The sequence below is a fragment of the Stenotrophomonas sp. STM01 genome (genome assembly GCF_014852135.1).
In the GTDB taxonomy this organism is placed as follows: Bacteria; Pseudomonadota; Gammaproteobacteria; order Xanthomonadales; family Xanthomonadaceae; genus Stenotrophomonas; species Stenotrophomonas capsici.
The window spans coordinates 172,892-197,683 of the sequence record NZ_JACVBA010000002.1 but is presented as its reverse complement, the minus strand read 5'-3'; the positions used below and the strand labels follow the sequence as shown (position 1 = coordinate 197,683).

Genomic DNA, 24,792 nt, shown 5'->3' with positions numbered 1-24,792 from the left:
TCCGATTGCCGGGTGCCGCGTGCGTGGCTAGGGTCGCGGGCATGCAACGGAACCCCCTGTTCGTAGCGCTGGGCGCAGTAGTGCTGCTGACGAGCGCCTGCACGGCCCGTGTCGAGGACTCGCGCTCCGCCGACGCCTTCATGAAGGCGTTGGCGAGCCATTGCGGGCAGGCCTTCGCCGGGCGGGTGACGGTCAACGAGCCGGCGTCCAGCGTGCCCGACCCCTTCGAGGGCAAGCCACCGGTGCTGCATGTTGCCGAATGCACGCGTGGTGGGCAGGAGGTGCGCTTGCCCCTGCACGTGGGCGATGACCATTCCCGGACCTGGGTGTTCACCCGCGTCGCACAGGGCCTAAGGCTGCGTCACTACCAGTGGCGCGCGGATGGCAGCCCGGATGAGGTCAGTGACTTCGGCGGCCTGTCGTTGCCGCCGGGGAGCGCGCGGCGGCAGGCGTTCGCGGTGGACGCGCCGTCGATCGCGATGTTCCGGCGGATCGGCCTGCCGGCGTCGCTGGAGAACCACTGGACGGTGGACGTGCAGCCGGGGCAACGCTTCAGCTACCAGTTGTCGCGGCCGGACGGGCGGGTGTTCCGGGTGGAGTTCGATCTGCGCCGGCCGGTGGCGTTGCCACCGCCGCCGTGGGGCTTGCCGGCGCAGGCGCCCTGACCGCGGCTTGCCGGGGCAGGGGGGCAACGGCTAGGGTCGGGGCATGAACCGTCCATCCCGTCGTCTCCTTTCCTGCCTGCTGCTGGTTGCAGCGCTTCCCGTCCAGCCTGCCCTGGCGGACGATGCCGCCCCCGCCGACCGCTTCATGGCCGCCGTGGCCACGCATTGCGGCCAGGCCTTTGCCGGGCGCGTGGTCCGCAACGTGCCGGCGTCAGCCACCCCGGATCCGTTCGAAGGCAAGGCGCTGGTCATGCACGTGCGGGGCTGCGATGCGCCGGCCAGCGAACTGCGGCTGCCGTTCCATGTCGGCGGGGACCGCTCGCGGACCTGGGTGCTGACCCGCCAGCGGGACGGCCTGCGCCTGAAGCACGACCATCGCCACGAAGACGGCACGCCGGATGCGGTGACCCACTATGGCGGCGACACGGTCGCCGCCGGCACCGCCGTGCGCCAGCAGTTCCCGGTGGATGCCGCATCGGTGGCGATGTTCAGCGCCGAGGGCATGGCCGCATCGCTGCAGAACACCTGGGCGATGGAGATCGAGCCCGGCCGCCGCTTCCTCTACGAGCTGTCACGGCCGGACGGACGCCTGTTCCAGGTTGAATTCGACCTGAGTCGTCCGATCACGCCGCCGCCACCGCCGTGGGGCAGCGACACGACGGAAAAGGGCGCCTGACGGCGCCCTTTCCATGTTTCCGTCCGCGGCAGGCGCGGGTTCAGCGGGCGCCGAAGCGGGCCCGGCAGCCGTTGTTCACCCACAGGCTGTTGCCGTTGTAGCCCCAGCTGCGACCTTCGATGCAGGGCGAGCTGGACAACTGCTGGACCACCACCGGCCGGCCGGCGCGGCGCTCCCATGCGCACGAGCGCATGCGGTTGCCATCGCTGGCGCATTCGACGACGTAGTTGCTGCCACCGCCCCAGCCACCGCCGCCGCCCCAACCGCCACCACGGCCTTCGGCGAACTCGGCGCGGCAGCCGCCGTTGACCCAGATCGAACCGTTGTTGCTGCCCCAGTTGCGGCCTTCGATGCAGCGGGTATCGGAGAGCTGGCGCACCAGCGTGGCGCTGCGCCAGCCGGTGCGGCAGACCTGCTGGCGGCTGGAGTTGCTTTCGCAGCGGATCGTGCCGGCGTTGCCTTCCCAGTTGCCGCCACCGCCACCACCGCCGCCCCAGTTGCCCCAGTTGCCGCCACGGCCCTCGGCGAACTCGGCCCGGCAGCCATTGCTCACCCACACGTTGCCGTTGCTGCTGCCCCAGCTGCGGCCTTCCACGCACTGGCTCTTGGACAGCTGGCGGACCAGCACGCTGCGGCGCCAGCCGGTGTTGCAGACGCGCTGGCGGTTGTCATTGCTGTCGCAGCGGATGGTGCCGCTGTTGCCGGGGTTGCCACCACCGCCCCAGCCACCGCCGCCGCCCCAGTTGCCGCGGCTTTCGGCGAATTCGGCGCGGCAACCGCCGCTGACCCAGATGGTGCCGTTGTTGATGCCCCAGTTGCGGCCCTCGACGCAGCGCGTGTCGGAGAGCTGGCGGACCACGGTGGCGCCGCGCCAGCCGGTCACGCAGGTCCGTTGGCGGTTGCTGTTGCTCTCGCAGCGGATGGTGTCGCCGTCGTAGCCATAGGACTGGGCGTGGGCCGGCGCGGCGAGCAGTGCCAGGGGCATCAGGGCGGTCAGGCTGGTGAGCAGAAGGTGGCGATGCATGGCGTCATCCCTGTTCAGGTTTAGGTGGCGGAACTATAGGGGCAAGCCCGCTTAAGCCCATGTGACTGAATGGCGGATTTGCCCCGGCCTGCCGTCGGCCGCAAAATACGGGGCTGACCGGCGCGCTTCCGCGCCGGCGTCCCCCTGCGGAGTTTTCCATGCGTACCCATTTCTGCGGCCTGGTCGATGAGACCCTGATCGGCCAAACCGTGACCCTCGCCGGCTGGACCGACGTGGCCCGTAACCAGGGCGGCGTCTGCTTCATCGATCTTCGCGATCACGAGGGCATCGTGCAGGTGACGGTGGAGATCGACAACGCCGAGGTGTTCGCCGTGGCCGCGTCGCTGGGCTACGAGGACGTGCTGCAGGTCGAAGGCGTGGTGCGCGCCCGTCATGCGGTCAACGACAAGATGCGCACCGGCAAGGTGGAGGTGATCGCCACCGCCATCACCGTCCTCAACAAGGCCGCGCCGCTGCCGTTCCACGCCCATGAGAATCCGGGCGAGGACACCCGCCTGAAGTACCGCTACCTGGACCTGCGCCGCCCGGAAATGCAGCGCATGCAGCGCACCCGCATCAAGCTGGTGCAGGCGCTGCGCCGCCACCTGGACGTGCGCGGCTTCCAGGACATCGAGACCCCGATCCTGACCAAGGCCACCCCGGAAGGCGCACGCGACTTCCTGGTGCCGGCGCGCATGCATCCGGGCGAGTTCTACGCCCTGCCGCAGAGCCCGCAGCTGTTCAAGCAGATCCTGATGGTGGCCGGCTTCGACCGCTACTACCAGATCGCCCGCTGCTTCCGTGACGAGGCCCTGCGTGCCGACCGCCAGCTGGAGTTCACCCAGCTGGACATGGAGTTCGCCTTCGTGCGCGAGCGCGACGTGCAGGACTTCGTCGAGGACATGATCCGCTCGATCTTCAAGGAAGTGGTCGACGTCGAGCTCGACGCCCAGTTCCCGCGCATGACCTGGGCCGAGGCGATGCGCCGCTACGGCTCGGACAAGCCGGACCTGCGCATCGACCTGGAGCTGGTCGACGTGGCCGAGCTGGTCAAGGGCAGCGAGTTCGCCGTGTTCACCGCCGCGGCCAATGACGCCGACGGCCGCGTGGCCGCGCTGCGCATCCCCGGTGGTGCCACGCTCAGCCGCAAGCAGATCGACGACTACGCCGCCCACGCCGCCAAGTACGGCGCCAAGGGCCTGGCCTACATCAAGATCGCCGACAACGGCGAGGTCAGCTCGCCGATCCAGAAGTTCTTCGCCGAGGACGCCTTCGCCGCGCTGCTCAAGCACGTCGGTGCCGGCAACGGTGACATCGTGTTCTTCGGCGCCGGTGGCTACAACAAAGTGTCCGACTTCATGGGCGCGCTGCGCCTGAAGGCCGGCAAGGACTTCGGCCGCGTGGCCGAGGGCTGGCGCCCGCTGTGGGTCACCGACTTCCCGATGTTCGAATGGGACGAGGAAGAACAGCGTTACGTCGCCCTGCATCACCCCTTCACCGCCCCGGCGGTGGACGACGTGGCCGACCTGCGCGCCAATGCCCGGACCGCCGTCTCGCGCGGTTACGACATGGTGCTCAACGGCAACGAGATCGGTGGCGGCTCGATCCGTATCCACCGCCCGGAGATGCAGAGCGCGGTGTTCGAGCTGCTGGGCATCGGTGCCGAAGAGGCCCGCGCCAAGTTCGGCTTCCTGCTCGACGCGCTGAACTACGGCGCGCCGCCGCACGGCGGCATCGCCTTCGGCATCGACCGCATCGCCGCGCTGATGGCCGGCACCGAGTCCATCCGTGACGTGATCCCGTTCCCGAAGACCACCGGCGCGCAGTGCCTGATGACCGACGCCCCGTCGCCGATCGCCGACGTGCAGCTGGCCGAAGTGCACATCCAGGTCCGCCCAAAGACCAAGGACTGAGTCGGATCAACGAGGCGCGAGAATACCGCTCCCTTCTCCCGTTCGCGGGAGAAGGTGCCCGGAGGGCGGATGAGGGCGCCGTGCAGTGGTTCCTCCTCCTATCTTTTCCACTCCTGACCTGATGAACATCCGCCGCGCCACCCCCGACGATGCCGCGCTGTTGTGCGCGCTGGCCGAACGTACCTTCGTGGAGACCTTCGGCCACCTGTACCCGCCGCAGGACCTGGCCGATTACCTGGCCACTGCCTATCCGGTGGACGGGCAGCGCCAGCAGCTGGCATCGGGCGACTACGCAGCCTGGTTGCTGGAAGTGGACGGGCAAGCGGTGGGCTTTGCCTTCGCCGGCCCCTGTGGCCTGCCGCACGCCGACGTGCAGCCCGGTGACGGCGAGTTGAAACGCCTGTACGTGCTGCGCGAGCACCAGAACGGTGGCCGCGGCGGGCAGTTGTTCGCCGAAGCACTGCAATGGCTGCAGGCGCGGGGCGGGCAGGCGCTGTGGATCGGCGTGTGGTCGGAGAACCTCGGCGCGCAGCGCTTCTACGGCCGGCAGGGGTTCGTGCCGGTGGGCAGTTACGAGTTCCCGGTGGGCCAGGTGCGCGACAAGGAGTTCATCCTGCGCCGCACGTTGGGCTGAACGCATCGGGATTGGCCAGAAGCAGGCCCCGCCCATCCTCACCGGCAACCACCACCGCTTGGCGCTCCCCGGAACTTCGTCCAGACTCCCTCCATGTCGCATTCTTCTTCGCGCCAGCCGCGTGTGCTGTTGCTGCATGGCATCTGGAACCCCCGATCCTGGCTGATGCCCTTGGCGCTGCGCCTGCGCCAGCAGGGCTTCCGGGTTGACCTGTTCGGCTATCCCAGCGTCTTCGGCGGCCCCGACATCGCGGTGCCGTCGCTGGTGGAGCGGCTGCGGGGCAGCGGCCCGATCCACCTGGTCGGGCACAGCCTGGGCGGGTTGGTGGCGCTGGAGGCGCTGCGCCAGGCGCCCGATCTCGACGTTCCCCGCGTGGTCTGCCTGGGCTCGCCGCTGTGCGGCAGCGGCACCGCCCGCGCGCTGGCCGAGCATGGCTGGTCCAAGGCATTGGGCCGCAGCGGCAGCCTGCTGCTGCATGGCCTGCCGGAATGGCATGGCCGCGCGGAAGTGGGCCTGGTCGCCGGCAACGTCGCCCACGGCCTGGGCACCCTGATGGGCGCCCTGCACGGTGACTCGGACGGGACCGTCGGGCTGGAGGAAACCCGCCTGCCGGGCCTGACCGACCATTGCGTGGTGCCGGTCAGCCACACCGGGATGGTGCTCTCGGCCGAGGTGGTGGCCATGACGGCGGCCTTCCTGCGCCAGGGGCGCTTCCCCAGCGAGGCGGCGCGTTACGCCGGATGACGGCCGCGGCGAGGGTATCAGGTAGAATTCGCCCCCTGTTCCTGACAGATGTACGGTAAATCCCATGGGTAGAGGTCCTTCCATCGAAGCCCGCAAAAACGCGTCTGACGCGAAGCGCGGCAAGATTTTCACCAAGATCATCCGTGAGATCGGCGTTGCCGCTCGCGGCGGTGGAGGCGACCCCAACAACAACCCGCGGCTGCGCGTGGCCATGGACAAGGGCCTGGCCGCCAACATGTCCAAGGACGTGATCGAGCGCGCCATCAAGAAGGCCACCGGTGAGCTGGAAGGCGTCGAGTACGAGGAAATCCGCTACGAAGGCTATGCCCCGGGCGGCGTGGCGGTCATCGTCGACTGCCTGACCGACAACCGTGTGCGCACCGTGGCCGACGTACGCCATGCCTTCAGCAAGTGCGGCGGCAACCTGGGCACGGAAGGCTCGGTGGCCTTCATGTTCAAGCGCCTGGGCGTGCTGACCTATGCGCCGGGCGCCGACGAGGAAAAGACCACCGAGTCGGCCATCGAGGCCGGTGCCGACGACATCGTGGTCTACCCGGACGACGGCTCCATCGACGTCATCACCGCGCCGGAATCGTTCCAGGCGGTGAAGGAAGCGATGGAAGCGGCCGGGCTGGTGCCCGACCACGCCGAGATCACCTTCCGCGCCGAGAACGACATCGCCGTGGAAGGCGACACGGTGCTGCAGGTCAAGAAGCTGCTGGACATGCTGGAAGACCTGGACGACGTGCAGGACGTGTACTCCAACGTGGACCAGGCCAGCCTGGAAGGCTGATTCGGTCCCGGCAGGTGAGACGGCGCCCTGCGATGCTGCGCGCCGTCTTTCTTCCACAGGCATCCCCATGACCCGCATCCTCGGCATCGACCCCGGCTCGCAACGTACCGGCGTCGGCATCATCGACATCGATGCCAGCGGCAAGGCGCGGCATGTCCACCATTGCCCGCTGGTGCTGCTGGGCGCGGCCGACTTCCCGCAGCGGCTCAAGCTGCTGGTGCAGGGGCTGCACGCGCTGATCGAGGAGTACCAGCCACAGGAAGTGGCGATCGAGCGCGTGTTCATGGCCAAGAACGCCGACTCGGCGCTCAAGCTCGGCCAGGCACGCGGCGCGGCGCTGTGCGCGGTGGTGATGCGCGACCTGCCGGTCAGCGAGTACGCCGCCACCGAGATCAAGCTGGCCGTGGTCGGCCGCGGTGGCGCGGAGAAGCAGCAGGTACAGCACATGGTCGGGTTGATGCTCAACCTGCACACCAAATTGCAGGCCGACGCCGCCGATGCGCTGGCGGTGGCCATCACCCACGCGCATGTGCGCGCCACCGCCAACCGGCTGGGCGTGGACGTGCGCAAGGCTTGGAGTCGAAAGTGAATCTGAAAACAGGGCAGGGGGAGCGGGGCGCCGGCAGTGACGGTGCTTCCGGTTCCGGTTATCACATCGCCGTCGACGCCGTGGTCCATCATGCGCCGTTGCCTGTTTCCCGTTTTCCCGCCCGGAGGGCTGCCCCATGATCGGACGACTGCGCGGCATCCTGGCCTACAAGGCACCGCCGTGGCTGATGATCGACGTCAACGGCGTCGGCTATGAGCTGGAAGCGCCGATGAGCACCTTCTACGACCTGCCCGACGTGGGCCGCGAGGTCGTGCTGTACACCCATTACGCGCAGAAGGAGGACAGCGTGTCGCTGTACGGCTTCCTGCGCGAGGGCGAGCGGCGGCTGTTCCGCGACGTGCAGAAGGTCACCGGCATCGGCGCCAAGATCGCGCTGGCGGTGCTGTCCGGGGTGAGCGTGGACGAGTTCGCGCGGCTGATCCAGGCCGGCGACATCACCGCGCTGACCCGCATCCCCGGCATCGGCAAGAAGACCGCCGAGCGCATGGTGGTGGAGCTGCGCGACCGTGCCGCCCACTTTTCCGGCGGCGGTGTGCCCATCGCCGGCCAGCTGGCCGCCGACCCGGTCTCCGAGGCGACGGTGGCTTTGCAGCAACTGGGCTATAAACCGGCCGAGGCGGCCAAGATGGCGCGCGATGCGGCAGCCGAGGGCGACGATGTCGCCACGGTGATCCGCAAGGCGCTGCAATCGGCGTTGCGCTGAACCCTTCATCCACGGCCGCATGACGCCATATCGAGAACGCCATGTCCCACGCTTCTTCCCCGTCTGAATCCCACGCTCACACGGGCGGCCACGGCGCCGCCGGTGGCCTGGCACTGGTCATCGGTGCCATCGGCGTGGTGTTCGGCGACATCGGCACCAGCCCGCTGTACACCCTGAAGGAGGCGTTCTCGCCGCACTACGGGCTCAACAGTGACCACGACACCGTGCTGGGCGTGCTGTCGCTGGCGTTCTGGGCGCTGAACATGGTGGTCACGCTCAAGTACGTGACCATCATCATGCGCGCCGACAACGACGGCGAGGGCGGCATCATGGCGCTGATGGCGCTGGCCCAGCGCACCCTGCGCAATGGCTCGCGCACGGCCTACGTGGTCGGCATCCTCGGCATCTTCGGCGCCTCGCTGTTCTTCGGCGACGGCGTGATCACCCCGGCCATCTCGGTGCTGGGCGCGGTGGAGGGCCTGAAGGTGGCCGCGCCGGGGCTGGGCCACTTCGTGGTGCCGATCACCCTGGTGGTGCTGGCGGCGGTGTTCGCCGCGCAGCGTTTCGGCACGGAGAAGGTCGGCAAGGTGTTCGGGCCGGTGATGATCATCTGGTTCCTGGCGCTGGCGGCCATCGGCATCTACAACGTGATCGGCACGCCGGAGGTGCTCAAGGCGTTCAATCCGATGTGGGCCGCCCGCTTCTTCATGGAGCATGGCTGGCACGGCATCTTCATCTTCGGCGCGGTGGTGCTGGCGGTCACCGGTGGCGAGGCGCTGTATGCGGACATGGGCCATTTCGGCGTGCCGCCGATCCGCCATGCCTGGTATTTCTTCGTGCTGCCGTGCCTGGTGCTGAACTACCTGGGGCAGGGCGCGCTGGTGTTGGAGCGCCCGGACGCGGTGGCCAACCCGTTCTTCGAGGCGGTGCCGCAGTGGGCGCTGTACCCGATGATCATCCTGGCCACGATGGCGGCGGTGATCGCCAGCCAGTCGGTGATCACCGGTGCGTTCTCGGTGTCGCGCCAGGCCATGCAGCTGGGCTACATCCCGCGCATGCGCATCCTGCATACCTCGCACGACACCATCGGCCAGATCTACATCCCGGGCATCAACTGGGGCCTGGCGGCGCTGGTGTTCGGGCTGGTGCTGGCCTTCCAGAGTTCCAGCAACCTGGCCGTGGCCTACGGCATCTCGGTGTCGGCCACCATGCTGATCGATACCCTGCTGCTGGCGCTGGTCGCGCGCGCGCTGTGGCCGCGCGCGCACCATGGCATCCTCGCCCTGTGCGTGGTGTTCTTCATCATCGACCTGTGCTTCGTGGTCGCCAACGGCGCCAAGCTGCTGCAGGGCGCATGGTTCCCGGTGGTGCTTGGCCTGGTGCTGTTCACCATGATGCGCACCTGGCGCCGTGGACGTGAACTGCTGCGCGACGAGATCCGCAAGGACGGCATCCGCCTGGACAGCTTCCTGCCGGGCTTGATGCTGGCCCCACCGGTGCGGGTGCCGGGCACGGCGATCTTCCTCACCGCCGACCCGGCCGTGGTGCCGCATGCGCTGATGCACAACCTCAAGCACAACAAGGTGCTGCACGAGCGCAACGTGTTCCTGCACGTGGAAACCCTGCCGGTGCCGTACGCACAGGAAGGCCAGCGCCTGAAGATCGAATCGGTCGGCGATGACTTCCACCGCATCTACATCCGCTTCGGCTTCATGGAGACCCCGGACGTGCCACTGGCGCTGATGCGCTCGTGTGACCACGGCGGCATCTACTTCGACCCGATGGACACCACCTTCTTCGCCAGCCGCGAGACCATCGTGGCCAGCGCCAACCGCGGCATGCCGATCTGGCGCGACAAGCTGTTCGCCTTCATGCACCGCAATGCCGCCCCGGCCACCGGCTTCTTCCGGATCCCGGGCAACCGGCTGGTGGAGCTGGGGGCGCAGGTTGAGATCTGACCGCCTGGGCAACGCCGCCCGGCCGGCGGGTGGCCGGCGCCGGGCGGCGTTTTCGCCAGCTTTTCGTTCCTATTCAGGCGTTTCAGGACGTACCATAGTCCGATGACTGACGACCGCATCATCGGCGCCGGCGCCACCCGTGAGGACGAGGCGGCCGACGCCAGCATCCGTCCCCGCAGCCTGGCCGACTATCTCGGCCAGGCACCGGTGCGCGAGCAGCTGGACATCTACATCCAGGCCGCCAAGTCACGCCGCGAGGCGCTGGACCACGTACTGATCTTCGGGCCGCCGGGCCTGGGCAAGACCACGCTCAGCCATGTCATCGCCAACGAACTGGGGGTCAGCCTGCGGGTGACTTCCGGCCCGGTGATCGAGAAGGCCGGTGACCTGGCCGCGCTGCTGACCAACCTGCAGCCGCACGACGTGTTGTTCATCGACGAGATCCACCGCCTCTCGCCCGTGGTCGAGGAAGTGCTGTACCCGGCGATGGAGGATTTCCAGATCGACATCATGATCGGCGAAGGCCCCGCGGCCCGCTCGATCAAGCTCGACCTGCCGCCGTTCACCCTGATCGGCGCCACCACCCGCGCCGGCCTGCTGACCGCGCCGCTGCGCGACCGCTTCGGCATCGTGCAACGGCTGGAGTTCTACTCGGCCGAGGAGCTGACCCGCATCGTGCGGCGTTCGGCCGGCATCCTGGGCATCGACTGCGACGCCGAAGGCGCCGGTGAGATCGCCCGCCGCTCGCGCGGCACCCCGCGCATCGCCAACCGCCTGCTGCGACGCGTGCGCGACTATGCCCAGGTCAAGGCCGACGGCCACATCGACCATGCCGTGGCACAGGCCGCGATGCAGATGCTCAAGGTCGACCCGGAAGGCTTCGACGAGCTCGACCGGCGCCTGCTGCGCACCATGGTGGAGTACTTCGACGGTGGCCCGGTCGGCATCGAGTCGTTGGCCGCGGCGTTGTCCGAGGAGCGGGGCACGCTGGAGGACGTGGTCGAGCCCTACCTGATCCAGCAGGGCTTCCTGGTGCGCACCGCGCGCGGCCGCATGGCCACGCACAAGGCGTACCGGCACATGGGGCTCAAGCCGAAGGCCGCGCCGGCTGACCTGTTCGCGGAGCAATCCGATGAGTGAGGCCCGGTTCAGTTGGCCGACACGCATTTACTGGGAAGATACCGACGCCGGTGGCGTGGTGTACCACGCCCGCTACGTGGCCTTCATGGAACGGGCACGCACCGAATGGATGCGCGCCCTGGGCTACGGCCAGGAAGCCATGCGCAGCGGTGACGGCCAGGTGTTCGTGGTCCGCGCCATGACGCTGGATTTCCTCAAGCCGGCCAAGCTTGACGATGCCCTGTCCGTCACGGTGGAACTGGTGCAATGCCGTCGGGCCAGCCTGCTGATGGAACAGTCGGTGATGCGGGGCGAGGAGGTGCTGGTCACCTCGCAGGTCCGCCTGGCAGCGGTTGGCGCCCGCGATTTCAAGCCACAAGCCATTGATGACACGCTGTACGCAACGCTCCACCCCCTACAAACCAAACACGCGTAAGTAAGACTGAGGAAGATCGGATGATCGCTTTGCTTCTGGCCCTGCAGGCCACCGTGACCGAGGCGTTGCCGGCCGATGTAAGTGCCGCTGCCGCGCAGACCGTGGCACAGGCCAGCCATGGCGGTGGCATCAATTACCTGGACCTGATGATCAAGGCCAGCATCCCGGTCAAGCTGATCGTGTTGCTGCTGCTGGCCGGCTCGTTCATCAGCTGGGTGATCATTTTCCGCAAGGCGCGCGTGTTCAAGGCAGCCGACCGCTCGGCCGACGATTTCGAGAACCGTTTCTGGTCCGGCGCCGACCTGGGCAAGCTGTATGCCTCGGCCACCGACCGCAACCGCCAGGTGGACGGCCTGGAGTCGATCTTCGAATCCGGCTTCCGCGAGTACACCCGCCTGCACGGCCGCCGTGGCCTGGACGGCCGCACCCAGCTGGAAGGCGCCCAGCGCGCCATGCGCACCACCTTCGCCCGCGAAGTGGACGGCCTGGAACGCAACCTGGAACTGCTCGCCAACATCGGCTCGACCGCCCCGTACGTGGGCCTGGTCGGCACGGTGTTCGGCATCATGGTGACCATGCACGACATGATCAGCAGCGGTGAGCAGGCCGGCATCGCCTCGGTCGCCCCGGGCATCTCCGAAGCGCTGTTCGCCACCGCCATCGGCCTGTTCGTGGCGATCCCGGCGGTGTGGGCCTACAACCGCTTCACCACCCGCGTCGAACGGCTGTCGGTGCGTTATGAAACCTTCGCCGAAGAGTTCAGCTCGATCCTGCAGCGCCAGGCCGGCGGTGACGAGTAAGTGCGCCCGCACTTCACTCTGACCCGCAGGAGCACCCATACATGACTGCCGCCATTCCCCGCCGCAAGCGCCGCAAGCTCAAGTCCGAGATCAACGTCGTGCCGTACATCGACGTGATGCTCGTGCTGCTGATCATCTTCATGGTGACCGCGCCGCTGCTGACGCTCAGTTTCGAAGTCGACCTGCCCAGTTCCACCGCCAAGGCACTGGAAAGCAAGCAGGACCCGGTGATCGTCTCGGTCCGTGCCGACGGCCAGCTCAGCCTCAAGCTGCCCGAGGCCAAGGAGCCGCAGGCGATGGACAGTGGTGCGCTGCAGGCACAGCTCGGCGCGCTGGCCTCGCAGGACAAGAACCTGCGCGTGATCGTGGCCGCCGACAAGACCGTGGCCTATGAAAAGGTCGTGGCCGCGATGGACGTGATCAAGGCCGCGAAGATCGAGAAGGTGGGTCTGGCGACCGATGCACGCTGACGCACTGCCACCGCCGCACGATCACCGCGACGACTGGGGCCGGGCGGTCGCGCTGGCGCTGCTGGTCCACCTGCTGGTGGCGGCGGTGTTCATCGTCGCCTGGCTGTGGTCGCCCTCGCGCGACACCGAGGCTGCCGCCGGGGATCCGGCGGTGGAAGCCAGCCTGGAGCTGTCCGCCGCCGAGGCCACCGCCGCTCGGCAGGCGCTGCGCGCCTCGGAAAAGCTGCCCGACCTGCCCGAGCCGGTCGAGGAAGTGCCCCCGGAGCCGGTGCCGGAAGACACCGTGACCCCGCCGCAGCCGCTTCCCGAGCCCCGGCCGCAGGATGCGCTCAGCCCGCAGCAGCACAATGCGCAGGAGCGCGTGGCCCAGCCTGACAAGGTGGACCAGGAGCGGGTCAGCGCGCTGGCCATCTCCGAAGAAAAGGCCCGTCAGGAGCAGGAAGCCAAGCGTCGCCAGGAACAGATCGACCTGACCGAGCGCAAGCGCGTGGAAGAGGCCGAGCAGAAGGCGCGCCTGGCCCGCCAGCAGGAAGAGGCCGACCGCCAGAAGAAGCTGGCCGACGAGCAGCGCCGCGCCAACGAGACCCAGGCCGAGCAGGAGCGCCAGCAGAAGATCGCCGAGTTGCGGCGCCGGCGCGAGCAGGCCGAGCGCGAGGCCCGGCAGGCCGAACAGCGCCTGCGCCAGGTGGCCGATGCCCGTGCCCGCGCCGCTACCAGTGCGCCGGCGGCCTCCAGCAACACCGGCGGCCAGACGCCGGCGACGCCGGGGCAGGGCGGCACCAGCGATGACCTGACCGCCAAGTACGCCGCCGCCATCCAGCAGGCCGTCGTCACCCAATGGAACAAGCCGGACAACGTGCCCAACGGTACCCGCTGCCGCATCCTGATCCGGCAGCTGCCGGGCGGGGAGGTGGTCAGTGCCCAGGTACAGTCGGGTTGCTCGATGGATGCGGCCGCGCGCGACTCGATCGAGCGTGCCGTGCTGCGCGCCCAGCCGCTCCCGTTCCGTGGTTTCGAGTCGGTGTTCCGGCGTGAGCTGATGTTCACCTTCACCGCACAGGACTGAGCGCGACGAACGTGCGCGCCCGTTGTTTCCGGGCATGATTTCGGATGAAACCGTCATGCCATTCAGATTCAAGGGCGCTTCACACTATCTTCGTTAATGATTGCGAAACTGTTCATCCGCTTGCTGCTATCCCTCCTGCCTTTCCGTACTGCTGAGCGCCTCATGAAGAAACCCTCACGCTGGCTGGTCGCCCTTACTGTCCTGTTGTTGCCGTTCGTGGCAATGGCCCAGCAGGGGGCACTGGAAATCAATATCGTCGGCGGCAATCCGTCGGCCACGCCGATCACCGTGGTGCCGATGCCGTACCAGGGCACGGCCGGCGCGCCGTCGACCGACGTCGCGGCCGTGGTGCGCGCCGACCTGGACCGCTCCGGCCAGTTCCGCAGCCTGCCGGAGGCGCAGATCGTGGAGCACCCGACCCGCGGCAGCGAAGTCCAGTACCCGACCTGGCGCGCGCTCAAGCAGGACTACCTGGTGGTCGGCCGCGTGCTGGACGCCGGCGCCGGTGCCTACCGCGTGGAGTACGAGCTGTTCGACGTGGCCAAGGGCGAGCGCACGCTCGGCCTGGCGATGACCGCCCGTTCTAATGCCATGCGCGACGTCGCCCACCAGATGGCCGACGCCATCTACGAGAAGATCACCGGCGTGCGCGGCGCGTTCTGGACCCGCATCGCCTACATCACCGCCAGCGGCAGCGGCGCGAACATGCGCTACGCGCTGATGGTGGCCGACTCGGACGGCTTCAACCCGCAGACCATCGTGCGTTCGGCCGAGCCGCTGCTGTCGCCGAGCTGGAGCCCGGACGGCCGCAAGCTGGCCTACGTGAGCTTCGAGCGCGGCAACTCCTCGATCTACGTGCAGGACATCGCCACCGGTGCGCGTGAGCTGCTGACCAGCTTCCGCGGCATCAACAGCGCCCCGTCGTTCTCCCCCGATGGCCGCCGTCTGGCGCTGTCGCTGTCGCGCAGCGGCAACCCGGAGATCTACGTGATGGACCTGGGCAGCAAGCAGCTGACCCAGCTCACCAACCATTTCGGCATCGACACCGAGCCGACCTGGGCGGCCGACGGCAGCTCGGTCTACTTCACTTCCGACCGTGGTGGCCGCCCGCAGATCTACCAGGTCTCGGCCAGTGGCGGCAGCGCCAGCCGCGTGACCTTCCAGGGCAACTACAACGCCAAGGCCAGCGTGTCCTACGATGGCAAGAAGATCGTCACCGCCCAGGGCAGTGGCAGCAGCTACAAGATCGCCCTGATGGACAGCAGCCTGGGCGCTGCGCGCTGGAGCACGCTGTCGGTGGGCTCGCTGGATGAATCTCCCAGCTTCGCGCCCAACGCGAGCATGGTGCTGTACGCCGCCCGTGAGGGTGGCCGAGGTGTTCTGTACGAGGTGTCCGCTGACGGCCGCGTCCGCCAGCGGCTGGTCCTGGCCGACGGTGATGTTCGTGAGCCGGCTTGGGGGCCATACCGCACCGCCCGTTGATAAAATGTTAATATCCCACTCGCATTAAACCCAACATTGGCCCAGGAGCCTCCAGGTATCGCCATGAACAAGTCCACTCGCGTTTTGCTCGTTTCGCTGCTGTCCGTAGCCGCGCTTGCCGGCTGCTCGAAGAAGGTCAAGGAACAGCCGGCTCCGCCGGTCGACAACGGCGCGGGTGTGACCCAGCCGACCGCTCCGTCCACCTCCGGCCTGTACGGCCCGGGCGATCTGGACACCGATGCCTGCCTGCGTCAGCGCGTTGTCTACTTCGACCTGGACAAGGAAGAAGTGAAGTCGGAGTTCCAGCAGATCATGGCTTGCCACGCCAAGTACCTGCGTGACCGTCCGTCCTCGCGCATCACCCTGCAGGGCAACACCGACGAACGCGGCAGCCGCGCCTACAACCAGGCCCTGGGTGAGCGTCGTGGCAACGCCGTCAACTCGGCGCTGCAGGCCAACGGTGGCTCGGCTTCGCAGCTGACCGTCGTGTCCTACGGTGAAGAGCGTCCGGTCTGCACCGAGTCGAACGAGTCCTGCTGGTCGCAGAACCGTCGCGTTGAAATCGTCTACACCGCGCAGTAATCGATGCGTATCGGCATCAATCGACTGATGCTCGCGGTTGCGGCAGCCCTCGTGGCTGCCGCGCCCGCGTACGCGCAGCGTGCAAGTCTGGCTGACCGCGTCGGCGTGCTCGAGCAGCAGGTCAACAACAGCCAGGCCAACACCGACATGCTCAACCAGCTGCAGCAGCTCCGCACGGAGATGCAGGCACTGCAGGGCACGATCGAGCAGCTCCAGCACGAGAACGAACAGCTGAAGCAGCGCAACCGCGACCAGTACCTCGACCTCGATGGTCGGTTGAACCGCCTTGAGGGCGGTGCACCGGCGGCCACGGGTGCGGAGCCGGTCTCGGCAGTCCCGGCCGCTCCGGTCACCAAACCGGCAGCGGCAACCGGCGGCGAACGTGCGCCGACCGTGCGCGGCGATGCCAGCAGCCTGGCGGCTGCAGGCGATGAGCGCGCCGCCTACAACGTGGCATTCGATGCCCTGAAGGCCGGCAACTACGACGATTCGGCGCAGCTGTTCCAGAGCTTCCTGGAGCTGTACCCGAATGCGGCCTACACGCCCAACGCGCTGTACTGGCTGGGCGAGAGCTATTACGCCACCCGCAATTTCAAGATGGCCGAGTCCGAGTTCAATGATCTCGTGGCCCGCTATCCGACCCACGACAAGGCCGCCGGTGGCCTGCTGAAGCTGGGTCTTTCGCAATACGGTCAGGGAAATGCCGCCCAGGCGCAGCAGACGCTGGAGCAGGTGATTTCCCGTTTTCCCGGCAGTGATGCGGCCCGCACCGCCCAGGATCGTCTGCAGTCGATCCGGCTCGGCCAGCAACTGCGTTGATTGGAGCCGCCACCGCGTCATCGCGGGGCGGTTGAGCAGCCATGAATTCTCCCGCCGCCGCTGTCCCCAGCGAGATCGTGCAGTCGCCGTTGCCGCGATTGAAGATCACTGAAATCTTCCTGTCCCTCCAGGGCGAAGCCGATACCGCCGGCTGGCCGACGGTGTTCGTGCGCCTGACCGGCTGCCCACTGCGCTGCCTGTACTGCGACACCGAATACGCCTTCCATGGCGGCGAGTGGTGGGACATCGACGCCATCGTCGCCGAGGTGCTCCAGCAGGGCGTGCGCCACGTCTGCGTGACCGGCGGCGAGCCGCTGGCGCAGAAGCGCTGCCTGATCCTGCTGCAGAAGCTGTGCGACGCCGGGCTGGATGTCTCGCTGGAAACCTCCGGCGCGCTGGACATCGCCGCGGTGGATGCGCGGGTGTCGCGCGTGGTCGACCTGAAGACCCCGGATTCGGGCGAGGTGGCGCGCAACCGGCTGGAAAACCTGCCGCTGCTGACCGCGCGCGACCAGCTCAAGTTCGTGATCTGCAGCCGCGGCGACTACGAATGGGCGCGTGCGATGGTGGCCGAGCATGGCCTGCCGGCGCGCTGCACGGTGTTCTTCTCGCCCAGCAAGTCGCAGGTCAGCGCCCGCGAGCTGGCCGACTGGATCGTCGCCGACCGCCTGCCGGTGCGTTTCCAGATGCAGTTGCACAAGATCCTCTGGAACGACGAGCCCGGGCGCTGAGGCCCGCACGTCGTTCATGGCTTCAACCCCGGCGCGGGACAGCGTGCTGGCATTCCTCCCCCAACCGGATCAACACATGAAGAAGAAAGCAGTCGTGCTTCTTTCCGGCGGCATGGACTCGGCCGCCGTCGTCGCCATCGCCAAGGAACAGGGCTTCGAGGTGTACGCGCTGAGCGTGCGCTATGGCCAGCGGCATACCTCGGAACTGGAAGCGGCCAAGCGGGTCTCGGCCGCGCTGGGCGTGGCCGGGCACAAGGTGGTCGACGTCGACCTGCGCAGCATCGGCGGTTCGGCGCTGACCGACGACATCGACGTCCCCGAGGCCGGCGGTGCCGGCATCCCGGTGACCTACGTGCCGGCGCGCAACACCATCATGCTGTCGCTGGCGCTTGGCTGGGCCGAGGTGCTGGGCGCCAACGACATCTTCTGCGGCGTGAACGCCGTGGATTACTCCGGCTACCCGGACTGCCGGCCCGAGTTCGTGGACGCCTTCCAGGCGCTTGCCAACCTGGCCACCAAGGCCGGCGTGGAAGGGGCGGGCATCGTCGTGCACGCGCCGCTTCAGTACCTGAGCAAGGCGCAGATCGCCGCCGAAGGACAGCGCCTGGGCGTGGACTTCGGGCTGACCGTGTCCTGCTACCAGGCCGACATGAACGGCCGAGCCTGCGGCCATTGCGACGCCTGCCGCCTGCGTGCGGACGGCTTCGCCGCCGCCGGCCTGGCCGATCCCACGCACTACGCCTGATTTCCGGTTTGCTGCTTCTTGCGCTAGAATGCGCACCCCGGCTACGGCCGGGTCTTTGTTTGGGCCGTTAGCTCAGTCGGTAGAGCAGAAGACTTTTAATCTTTTGGTCGAAGGTTCGAATCCTTCACGGCCCACCAGCATTGCCAAGGGTTCCGGAGATTCCGGAGCCCTTTTTTGTGGGCCGCTGAATGAACGCTGCTCGGCAGGTGAATTCGTTCGGGTTACGGAAAAGGCACCGCATGGCGGTGCCTTTTCCGTTCGGTACCTGCCCACCTGTCCGCCATCCCGGCGGTGAGGCGGCGTTGGATGCGCGGTTACTTCAGCAGCGTCGGCACATCGACGATGCGCACGTCGTGCATCTGGTCCAGGTAGGTGTCCAGGTAGGCCTTGTGCGAGGCGCCGACGATCACCAGCGTGCGCATGCCCGGCGTCGGTCCCATCAGGTCGCGGATGTTGGCCGCCATGCGCAGGTTGCGGGTTTCCCACGAGGTCACGTAGAGGCGGCCATAGCCTTGCGGCGAGGGTTCCTCCAGGGCAGCGCCGTAGTCGCCCTCGAAGGCGATCGGCGCCATCTCCGGACCGTTGTAGTGGCGATACAGCGCCAGCGCCTTTTCCGGTGTGTCGATCTGCGCTTCGATGCCCCCGAACATCGCCGACCGGCGCGCGTTGGCGGGGTTGTCCCAGGCCTTGCGGATGGCTGCCGCATAGGCCTTGGGATCGGGCCCGTAGCGGTCGGAACTGTGGTCATCCATCGGCCAGAGCCGCTCGTGGCCCAGGCGTGCGGCGAGTGTGGCGGCAATGACCGTGTTTTCATTGCGGCTGGCACGCAGGGCTTCCAGTGCGTTCACCAGTTCCTCGTCCAGGCCGTCGCCGGCGTGCCGTTCGGCGGCGGGAAGCCGCAGCCACTGGACGAGCGCGGAATCGCGCTCGCCGGCAGCCAGGAACGTGGCCGCCAAGCGGCGGCGCTGCATTGCCGTGGGCTGCGCGGGCCATGTGGCCAGCAGGGTTTCCGCCGCCGCGTTCGCGGCCGGTATGTCGAGCCCGGTGGCCTTGGCCGCGGCCGAGACATCAGGGCAATAGTCGTGCATCGTCAGCGCGTAGCGGGAGGGCTGGCGGCTCAGCATGTCGCACTGCAGGCCCGAGACGGCCTCGATGGCGATGGCCCGTGGCTGCCAGTTGGCCAAGCGGTCGAGCAGGCCGGCGAGCGATGCGGGGTCGAACGTGTCCGGCAGCCCTGCCAGATGGGCGGTACCCAGTACCGCGACCTCGTTCGGCACCCCGTGCCGGGGCCCCTTGTGTGCGCGCGGTTCAAAGCCCTGCGCCTGTGCTGCGCCTGCCAGCAGGCATCCGGCCAGCGCCGTCCCGATCAGTAGGTTTCGTCCCAACATTCCCTGTATCACTCCCTGGCCCATGGTGGTTTTGCCGTTGAAGCGCCAGCTCGGCGCAAGCTGGCGAGGATTCCTGTCTGCCCGAGGGGCTGTCAATGGCCATGTTTCACGGTGCCCAAGGTCATCGACGGACAGCGCAGGATGCCGGCCTCACCTGCCGCTGGGGGACGACGCGCGCCATCGCCATGCCGGCGATGGCTGGCAGTGGATGGGCGCTCGGCCTACCATGCGGCTTGGCATCCGGCGCCCACGGCAGGCGGATGGCGACACCGATGGCGGCCCGGGGGCACGTTTGGACAGACAGATCACGCTATTGCTGCATCGCTGGCGCGAAGGCGACCTGGATGCGCGTGAGCACCTGTTCCAGGCGCTGTATGCGGACCTGATGCAGATCGCGCGCAGCCGCCTGTCCAACCAGACCAACGGCACGCTGCAACCGGCCGCGCTGGTCAACGAGTCACTGATGCGCCTGCTTGGCAGCGACGCCGACTACCAGGACCGTACCCATTTCATCGCTATTGCCGCGCTGAAGATGCGCTCGGTGCTGGTCGACCACCTGCGCGCGCGCTCTGCCGACAAGCGCGGTGGCAACGCCGAGCAGCTCACGCTTTCGCATGCGCAGGACATGAGCGATGAGGACACCATCGGCCATGACGTGCTGGCCCTGCACCAGGCGCTGAACAAACTGGCCGAGCTGGAGCCGCGTGCGGCCAGCACCATCGAGCTGACCTATTTCGGCGGCATGAGCCGGGACGAGATCGCATTGGTGTTGGATGTCTCGGTGCCGACGGTGGACCGCGACCTGCGTTTCGCGCGGGCGTGGTTGAACCGGGAACTGCGCTGAAACCGCGCACGCCGGGGGCAGGGTGAAGGAGCACTGGCAGCGGGTACGGGAACTGTTCGATGCGGTGTGTGAGCTGCCGCGTGAGCAGTGGCCCGCCGCGTTGGCCGAGCGTTGCGATGACCCGCAGGTGCGGGAGGAGGTGCTGCAGCTGCTGGGTGCGCAGACGGTGGGGCTCAGCCGGGTCAGCAACCGCCTGGACATCGCGCTGGCCCGGGCGATGGCCCCGGAGTTCGGCATCGGTGACCGGCTGGGACCGTGGCGGCTGATCGAGCGCGTCGCCCAGGGGGGCATGGGCACGGTGTTCAAGGCCGAGCGTGCCGACGGCGTGTACCAGCGGGTGGTCGCGATCAAGCTGCTGCACGGCTTGCCCGGCGGCATGGAAGTGGAGCGGCTGGCGATCGAGCGGCAGGTGCTGGCCGACCTGCAGTTGGCGCACGTGGCGCGGCTGTACGACGGCGGCACCACGCCCGATGGCCATCCGTACCTGGTGATGGAGTACATCGACGGCAAGCCGGTGGACCAATGGTGCAGCGAACAGCAACTGGACCTCCCTGCGCGGCTGGCGCTGTTCCTGGACATCTGCGGCATCGTGCAGTCCGCGCACGAACGGCTGGTGCTGCATTGCGACCTCAAGCCGAGCAACGTGCTGGTGCAGGGCGACGGGCAGCCGGTGCTGCTGGATTTCGGCCTGGCGCGGATGCTCAGCGAGGTGCGCCAGGAGCGGGATTCGGGCTATTGCACGCCGTCGTATGCCAGCCCGGAGTTGATCCGCGGGCAAATGGTCGGTGCCGCCGGTGATGTGTACAGCCTGGGCGTGATGCTGCTGGAGCTGGTATCGACCCGGCCCTGCCTGCGCGAGCCCGGTGACGTGGACGTGCCGGTGCCATTGCCCAGCGAGCATGCGCCGGCGGAGTTGCCGTGGCGCCGGCGCCTGCGCGGTGACCTGGATGCCATCGTCCGGCGTGCCTGCGCGCTGGATGTCGGCGAGCGCTACCGTACCGCCGAGGCGTTGATGGGCGATGTGCGTCGCTACCTGGAACAGCAGCCACTGCAGGCCCGTCGTGCTGATCGCCTGTACCGCGTGCGCAAGGCGTTGCGCCGCAACTGGCAGGGCGTGGCAGCGGCCAGCGGCTTGCTGGTGCTGCTGCTGGCGTTCGTGATCGGCCTGGTGCAGACACGCCGGCAGGCGCAGGAGGAGGCAGCCGTCGCCCGCCAGGTCAGCAAGTTCATGGTGGGCGTGTTCGAGACGGCCGACCCGTTCCTGCGCACCGAGCGGGGGGAGGAGGAACTGACCGCACGCCAGCTGCTGGATCGTGCGGCATTGCAGGTGGACAACGAGCTGCGCGAGGCGCCGGTGGAGCGTGCGCGGATGCAGGCGGTGCTGGGTGCGGCCTACCAGAACTCGGGGGTGCCGCTGCAGGCGGAGCGGTTGCTGCAGCGGGCGTACGAAGGGTTCATGCGCACGGATGTGAACCGCCGCGAGGATGCCGCGTCGGTGCTGGCCAGCCTGTCCACGCTGAAGACGGGTGAAGGTGACGGTGCCAAGGGGCAGCAACTGGCCGAGCGCGGCCTGGCGCTGGTCGATGGCGCGGCGACGTCGGAAGTGAAGGCACGCCTGCTGGCGGCGCGTGCGTTGGCCTATACCAACCAGCAGTTGTTCGACCGTGCGGAGGTGGCGTTCAAGCAGGCGCGCGCGGCCTATGCGGGGCTGTCCGGCACCGATGACGAGGCGCAGCTGCACGAGCTGGTCTACAACACCGGCCTGATGTACCTGCGCTGGGGACGCACGCAGGACGCCGCGCGTCACTTCCGGCAGGTGATCGACAGCCTGCACGGCCGGCGCACCAGCCTGGCGCTGGCCGCGGAAACCCGGCTGGCGCAGATCTTGCGCGAGCAGGGCGACTACGCGCAGGCACTGCCATTGCTGCAGGCCGGCATGCAGCAGGCCATCGCACTGTATGGCGCCGAGAACAGCTTCGTGCTGGTGCAGCACGAGGCCCTGGCCGACCTGTACCAGGACATGGGCAACTTCACCGCGGCCGAGGAGCAGTTCCGGGCACGGCAACGGCTGAGCGCGATCATCGATGGCGAAGCGTCGGTGCGCTACTCGATGGGATTGTTCAACTACGGCACCCTGCACGAGCAGCGCGGTGACCTGGATGCGGCGGAGCAGATGTATCAACGCGCCTGGGAAATCCGCCGCGACCAGCTCGGGGCGCAGGCGCCGGTGACGATGCGCGCCGAAAGCGGGCTGGGGCGGTTGCTGATGCGGCAGGGGCGGATGGAAGCGGCCGGAACCCACCTCAAGCACGCCGACCTTGGGATGGCCGCCGCGCTGCCGGCCGATGCACCCGGGCGGCAGGAAGTGCGGCTGTACCGCATCGCCTGGCATGTCCGCCAGAACGAACTGGAGCAGGCCAACGCGTTGCTGGAGCCCATTGGCGCGCAGGCAACGCCGACGCTGTCGCTGCAGTTGCTGCAGGTGCGCGCGGACCTGGCCGCGCGGCGCGGTGAAGGGAAATCCGCGCTGGCCCTGCGTGACGCGGCGTTGGGACTGTCGATCAGCGTGTACGGCCAGGACAAGATGGAGACCCTGCAGAACCGCATCGCACTGGCGGAAACGCAGCTGCAGTTCGGCCATGCCGGCAAGGCGCTGGCCGAGCTGGACAAGGTGGCCCCGGTGCTGAGCCGCATGCAGGTCGATGGTTCGCCGGACCGGCGCAAGGTCGAAGGGCTGCTGTTGCTGGCCCGCGGTGGACGCGGCTGACGGCTCAGCCCTGCTCGCGCACGATGTCCACCAACCGCTGGCCATAACGGGCCAGCTTGCTGCCACCGATGCCGCCGACCCGGCCCAGCGCGTCGATGCTGGTCGGCCGTTGCTCGGCGATGTTGCGCAGCGTGCTGTCGTGGAAGATGACGAAGGCCGGCACGTTCTGCTCGCGCGCCAGTTCCGCGCGCAGCCCGCGCAGGGCATTGAACAGGGCCAGGTCCCCGGCCTGCACCGGCAGGCCGCTGCGCTGGCCGCCACGTTCGCGTTCGCGCGCCACCGGGCTCTCACGGCGCATCATCAGCTGGCGACGGCCCTTGAGCACGTCGCGGCTGGCGTCGGTCAGGCGCAGCCCGCCGTGCGCCTCCGGGTCGACTTCCAGCAGGCTGGCCGCGACCAGCTGGCGGAACACGCTGCGCCAGCTGCGCGCATCCAGGTCGCTGCCGATCCCGTAGGTGCTGAGCTTGTCGTGGCCGAGCTGGCGCATGCGCTCGTTGTCGCTGCCGCGCAGGATGTCGATCAGGTGGCCCACGCCGAAGCGCTGGCCGCTGCGGTACACGCAGCTCAATGCCTTCTGCGCCGGCACGGTGGCATCCCATGCAGCCGGCGGGGTCAGGCAGTTGTCGCAGTTGCCGCAGGGCTTGGGGTAGGTCTCGCCGAAACCGGCCAGCAGCACCTGGCGGCGGCACTGCATGGATTCGCAGTAGCCGAGCAGGTGGTCGAGCTTGGCGCGCTCGAGCTGCTTGCGCTCCTCGCTGGCCTCGGATTGCTCGATCATCTGCTTGAGCAGTACCACGTCGCCGAGCCCGTAGCACAGCCACGCCTCGGCGGCCTCACCGTCACGGCCGGCGCGGCCGGTCTCCTGGTAATAGCCTTCCATCGACTTGGGCAGGTCGGTATGCGCGACGAAGCGCACGTCCGGCTTGTCGATGCCCATGCCGAAGGCGATGGTGGCGCACATCACGATGCCGTCCTCGTGCAGGAAGCGGCGCTGGTTGGCCGCACGCACTTCCGCCGGCATGCCGGCGTGGTAGGGCAGGGCCTGCAGGCCTTCGTTGCACAGGAACTGCGCGGTTTCCTCGACCTTGCGCCGGGACATGCAGTAGACGATGCCGGCTTCGCCGCGGTGCGCCTTCAGGAAATCCAGCAGCTGGCGCTTGGCGTTGTCCTTCTGCACCACGGTGTAGCGGATGTTGGGACGGTCGAAGGAACTGACGAAGTGGCGCGCCTGCGCCAGGTCCAGGCGTTCGGCGATCTCGCGCTGGGTCGGCGGGTCAGCGGTGGCGGTCAGCGCGATGCGCGGCACCTGCGGCCAACGCTCGTGCAGCACGGTCAGCTGCCGGTATTCCGGGCGGAAGTCATGGCCCCATTGCGACACGCAATGGGCCTCGTCGATGGCGAACAGGGCGACCCGGCTGCGCCCCAGCAGCGACAGGAAGCGGCCGGTGAGCAGCCGTTCGGGGGCGACGTAGAGCAGCTCCAGCTCGCCGTCGAGCAGTTCGCGCTCGACCCGTGCGGCCGTCTCTGCATCCAGCGTGGAGTTCAGGAACTCGGCACGCACGCCGGCCTGGCGCAGCGCTTCCACCTGGTCCTGCATCAGCGCGATCAGGGGTGAAATGACGATGCCGCAGCCATCACGCAGCAATGCCGGGATCTGGTAACAGAGGGATTTGCCGCCGCCGGTGGGCATCAGCACCAGCGCGTCATTGCCGCTGGCAACATGTTCGACGATGGCCTGCTGGTCGCCGCGGAAACTGTCGTAACCGAAAACGCTGGAAAGCAGTTCTTGCGCGTGACTTTGGGGCATCGCGCTAGTTTACCTG

The 24,792-nt window shown here is 68.1% G+C and carries 24 protein-coding genes and 1 tRNA gene; 22 read left to right on the top strand and 3 right to left on the bottom strand.

Annotated features, from left to right (window positions below; translation table 11 throughout):
- Window positions 1–41: 41 nt before the first annotated feature.
- Complete coding sequence (locus IB227_RS10915; RefSeq protein WP_192287432.1) at window positions 42–665, top strand: hypothetical protein; 624 nt, start codon at window positions 42–44, stop codon at window positions 663–665.
- Window positions 666–708: 43 nt separating this feature from the next.
- Window positions 709–1,341: a hypothetical protein gene (locus tag IB227_RS10910; protein WP_192287431.1), complete on the top strand. Its 633-nt coding sequence runs from the start codon at window positions 709–711 to the stop codon at window positions 1,339–1,341.
- Window positions 1,342–1,381: 40 nt separating this feature from the next.
- On the opposite strand, the gene IB227_RS10905 is transcribed toward IB227_RS10910, so the two are convergent.
- Complete coding sequence (locus tag IB227_RS10905) at window positions 1,382–2,365, bottom strand: DUF3011 domain-containing protein (RefSeq protein ID WP_192287430.1); 984 nt, start codon at window positions 2,363–2,365, stop codon at window positions 1,382–1,384.
- A gap of 158 nt (window positions 2,366–2,523) precedes the next feature.
- Between IB227_RS10905 and aspS the strand changes: the two genes are divergently transcribed.
- The 18 genes from aspS to IB227_RS10815 all read left to right on the top strand — a co-directional run bounded on the left by aspS (window position 2,524) and on the right by IB227_RS10815 (window position 18,107).
- On the top strand, window positions 2,524–4,278 hold the full coding sequence (gene aspS, locus IB227_RS10900; protein ID WP_192287429.1) for an aspartate--tRNA ligase: 1,755 nt from the start codon (window positions 2,524–2,526) through the stop codon (window positions 4,276–4,278).
- A gap of 118 nt (window positions 4,279–4,396) precedes the next feature.
- Window positions 4,397–4,912 carry a GNAT family N-acetyltransferase gene (locus tag IB227_RS10895; RefSeq protein WP_192287916.1) on the top strand — a complete coding sequence of 172 codons (516 nt, stop codon included), beginning with the start codon at window positions 4,397–4,399 and terminating at the stop codon, window positions 4,910–4,912.
- 93 nt (window positions 4,913–5,005) lie between these two features.
- Window positions 5,006–5,656, top strand: coding sequence for an alpha/beta fold hydrolase (locus IB227_RS10890; protein ID WP_192287428.1), 651 nt, complete (start codon window positions 5,006–5,008; stop codon window positions 5,654–5,656).
- A 64-nt stretch (window positions 5,657–5,720) separates the two neighbouring features.
- Complete coding sequence (locus IB227_RS10885; protein WP_132865338.1) at window positions 5,721–6,449, top strand: YebC/PmpR family DNA-binding transcriptional regulator; 729 nt, start codon at window positions 5,721–5,723, stop codon at window positions 6,447–6,449.
- Between the two features lie 67 nt (window positions 6,450–6,516).
- Entirely contained in the window at window positions 6,517–7,038 is a 522-nt protein-coding gene (gene ruvC / locus IB227_RS10880) for a crossover junction endodeoxyribonuclease RuvC (protein WP_132865337.1), read from the top strand.
- Between the two features lie 136 nt (window positions 7,039–7,174).
- Window positions 7,175–7,762 (top strand): Holliday junction branch migration protein RuvA, encoded by a 588-nt coding sequence (gene ruvA / locus IB227_RS10875; RefSeq protein WP_192287427.1) that lies wholly within the window; start codon window positions 7,175–7,177, stop codon window positions 7,760–7,762.
- A 41-nt stretch (window positions 7,763–7,803) separates the two neighbouring features.
- Entirely contained in the window at window positions 7,804–9,720 is a 1,917-nt protein-coding gene (locus tag IB227_RS10870) for a potassium transporter Kup (RefSeq protein WP_132865335.1), read from the top strand.
- Between the two features lie 102 nt (window positions 9,721–9,822).
- The gene (gene ruvB, locus IB227_RS10865) at window positions 9,823–10,860 is read left to right on the top strand and encodes a Holliday junction branch migration DNA helicase RuvB (protein ID WP_192287426.1); all 1,038 of its coding nucleotides are present in this window, start codon (window positions 9,823–9,825) and stop codon (window positions 10,858–10,860) included.
- Window positions 10,853–11,275 carry a tol-pal system-associated acyl-CoA thioesterase gene (gene ybgC, locus IB227_RS10860; protein ID WP_192287425.1) on the top strand — a complete coding sequence of 141 codons (423 nt, stop codon included), beginning with the start codon at window positions 10,853–10,855 and terminating at the stop codon, window positions 11,273–11,275. Before ruvB ends, ybgC begins: the two co-directional genes overlap by 8 nt.
- Window positions 11,276–11,295: 20 nt before the next feature.
- Window positions 11,296–12,075 carry a protein TolQ gene (tolQ, locus tag IB227_RS10855; protein WP_192287424.1) on the top strand — a complete coding sequence of 260 codons (780 nt, stop codon included), beginning with the start codon at window positions 11,296–11,298 and terminating at the stop codon, window positions 12,073–12,075.
- Between the two features lie 41 nt (window positions 12,076–12,116).
- Window positions 12,117–12,545: a protein TolR gene (gene tolR / locus IB227_RS10850; protein ID WP_132865331.1), complete on the top strand. Its 429-nt coding sequence runs from the start codon at window positions 12,117–12,119 to the stop codon at window positions 12,543–12,545.
- Window positions 12,535–13,611, top strand: coding sequence for a cell envelope integrity protein TolA (tolA, locus tag IB227_RS10845; protein ID WP_192287423.1), 1,077 nt, complete (start codon window positions 12,535–12,537; stop codon window positions 13,609–13,611). Before tolR ends, tolA begins: the two co-directional genes overlap by 11 nt.
- Window positions 13,612–13,773: 162 nt before the next feature.
- Window positions 13,774–15,093 (top strand): Tol-Pal system beta propeller repeat protein TolB, encoded by a 1,320-nt coding sequence (gene tolB / locus IB227_RS10840; RefSeq protein WP_192287422.1) that lies wholly within the window; start codon window positions 13,774–13,776, stop codon window positions 15,091–15,093.
- 63 nt (window positions 15,094–15,156) lie between these two features.
- Entirely contained in the window at window positions 15,157–15,675 is a 519-nt protein-coding gene (gene pal, locus IB227_RS10835; protein ID WP_132865328.1) for a peptidoglycan-associated lipoprotein Pal, read from the top strand.
- Window positions 15,676–15,678: 3 nt separating this feature from the next.
- Window positions 15,679–16,494, top strand: coding sequence for a tol-pal system protein YbgF (gene ybgF, locus IB227_RS10830; RefSeq protein ID WP_192287421.1), 816 nt, complete (start codon window positions 15,679–15,681; stop codon window positions 16,492–16,494).
- Window positions 16,495–16,535: 41 nt separating this feature from the next.
- Window positions 16,536–17,225 (top strand): 7-carboxy-7-deazaguanine synthase QueE, encoded by a 690-nt coding sequence (queE, locus tag IB227_RS10825; protein WP_132865326.1) that lies wholly within the window; start codon window positions 16,536–16,538, stop codon window positions 17,223–17,225.
- A gap of 76 nt (window positions 17,226–17,301) precedes the next feature.
- Window positions 17,302–17,970 (top strand): 7-cyano-7-deazaguanine synthase QueC, encoded by a 669-nt coding sequence (gene queC, locus IB227_RS10820; protein ID WP_192287420.1) that lies wholly within the window; start codon window positions 17,302–17,304, stop codon window positions 17,968–17,970.
- A gap of 61 nt (window positions 17,971–18,031) precedes the next feature.
- Window positions 18,032–18,107: transfer RNA gene (locus IB227_RS10815), tRNA-Lys, on the top strand.
- Between the two features lie 177 nt (window positions 18,108–18,284).
- Here IB227_RS10815 and IB227_RS10810 read toward each other — a convergent pair.
- Window positions 18,285–19,358 (bottom strand): DUF5694 domain-containing protein, encoded by a 1,074-nt coding sequence (locus tag IB227_RS10810; protein WP_192287419.1) that lies wholly within the window; start codon window positions 19,356–19,358, stop codon window positions 18,285–18,287.
- A gap of 292 nt (window positions 19,359–19,650) precedes the next feature.
- On the opposite strand from IB227_RS10810, the gene IB227_RS10805 reads away from it, so the two are divergent.
- Both IB227_RS10805 and IB227_RS10800 read left to right on the top strand, forming a co-directional pair.
- Window positions 19,651–20,202 carry an ECF-type sigma factor gene (locus IB227_RS10805; protein ID WP_165931196.1) on the top strand — a complete coding sequence of 184 codons (552 nt, stop codon included), beginning with the start codon at window positions 19,651–19,653 and terminating at the stop codon, window positions 20,200–20,202.
- Between the two features lie 22 nt (window positions 20,203–20,224).
- Window positions 20,225–22,969 carry a serine/threonine-protein kinase gene (locus tag IB227_RS10800; RefSeq protein ID WP_192287418.1) on the top strand — a complete coding sequence of 915 codons (2,745 nt, stop codon included), beginning with the start codon at window positions 20,225–20,227 and terminating at the stop codon, window positions 22,967–22,969.
- 4 nt (window positions 22,970–22,973) lie between these two features.
- On the opposite strand, the gene recQ is transcribed toward IB227_RS10800, so the two are convergent.
- Entirely contained in the window at window positions 22,974–24,776 is a 1,803-nt protein-coding gene (gene recQ, locus IB227_RS10795) for a DNA helicase RecQ (protein ID WP_192287417.1), read from the bottom strand.
- Window positions 24,777–24,792: the final 16 nt, after the last annotated feature.

What these genes read in the sequence shown, in the direction of transcription:
- recQ (WP_192287417.1), bottom strand. Translation starts at nt 24,776, where the DNA reads ATGCCCCAAAGTCACGCGCAAGAACTGCTTTCCAGCGTTTTCGGTTAC.
- queC (WP_192287420.1), top strand. Translation starts at nt 17,302, where the DNA reads ATGAAGAAGAAAGCAGTCGTGCTTCTTTCCGGCGGCATGGACTCGGCC.
- queE (WP_132865326.1), top strand. Translation starts at nt 16,536, where the DNA reads ATGAATTCTCCCGCCGCCGCTGTCCCCAGCGAGATCGTGCAGTCGCCG.
- tolR (WP_132865331.1), top strand. Translation starts at nt 12,117, where the DNA reads ATGACTGCCGCCATTCCCCGCCGCAAGCGCCGCAAGCTCAAGTCCGAG.
- IB227_RS10910 (WP_192287431.1), top strand. Translation starts at nt 709, where the DNA reads ATGAACCGTCCATCCCGTCGTCTCCTTTCCTGCCTGCTGCTGGTTGCA.
- ybgC (WP_192287425.1), top strand. Translation starts at nt 10,853, where the DNA reads ATGAGTGAGGCCCGGTTCAGTTGGCCGACACGCATTTACTGGGAAGAT.
- IB227_RS10870 (WP_132865335.1), top strand. Translation starts at nt 7,804, where the DNA reads ATGTCCCACGCTTCTTCCCCGTCTGAATCCCACGCTCACACGGGCGGC.
- tolA (WP_192287423.1), top strand. Translation starts at nt 12,535, where the DNA reads ATGCACGCTGACGCACTGCCACCGCCGCACGATCACCGCGACGACTGG.
- IB227_RS10885 (WP_132865338.1), top strand. Translation starts at nt 5,721, where the DNA reads ATGGGTAGAGGTCCTTCCATCGAAGCCCGCAAAAACGCGTCTGACGCG.
- ybgF (WP_192287421.1), top strand. Translation starts at nt 15,679, where the DNA reads ATGCGTATCGGCATCAATCGACTGATGCTCGCGGTTGCGGCAGCCCTC.
- IB227_RS10915 (WP_192287432.1), top strand. Translation starts at nt 42, where the DNA reads ATGCAACGGAACCCCCTGTTCGTAGCGCTGGGCGCAGTAGTGCTGCTG.
- pal (WP_132865328.1), top strand. Translation starts at nt 15,157, where the DNA reads ATGAACAAGTCCACTCGCGTTTTGCTCGTTTCGCTGCTGTCCGTAGCC.
- ruvB (WP_192287426.1), top strand. Translation starts at nt 9,823, where the DNA reads ATGACTGACGACCGCATCATCGGCGCCGGCGCCACCCGTGAGGACGAG.
- tolB (WP_192287422.1), top strand. Translation starts at nt 13,774, where the DNA reads ATGAAGAAACCCTCACGCTGGCTGGTCGCCCTTACTGTCCTGTTGTTG.
- IB227_RS10890 (WP_192287428.1), top strand. Translation starts at nt 5,006, where the DNA reads ATGTCGCATTCTTCTTCGCGCCAGCCGCGTGTGCTGTTGCTGCATGGC.
- IB227_RS10810 (WP_192287419.1), bottom strand. Translation starts at nt 19,358, where the DNA reads ATGTTGGGACGAAACCTACTGATCGGGACGGCGCTGGCCGGATGCCTG.
- tolQ (WP_192287424.1), top strand. Translation starts at nt 11,296, where the DNA reads ATGATCGCTTTGCTTCTGGCCCTGCAGGCCACCGTGACCGAGGCGTTG.
- IB227_RS10905 (WP_192287430.1), bottom strand. Translation starts at nt 2,365, where the DNA reads ATGCATCGCCACCTTCTGCTCACCAGCCTGACCGCCCTGATGCCCCTG.
- ruvA (WP_192287427.1), top strand. Translation starts at nt 7,175, where the DNA reads ATGATCGGACGACTGCGCGGCATCCTGGCCTACAAGGCACCGCCGTGG.
- ruvC (WP_132865337.1), top strand. Translation starts at nt 6,517, where the DNA reads ATGACCCGCATCCTCGGCATCGACCCCGGCTCGCAACGTACCGGCGTC.
- aspS (WP_192287429.1), top strand. Translation starts at nt 2,524, where the DNA reads ATGCGTACCCATTTCTGCGGCCTGGTCGATGAGACCCTGATCGGCCAA.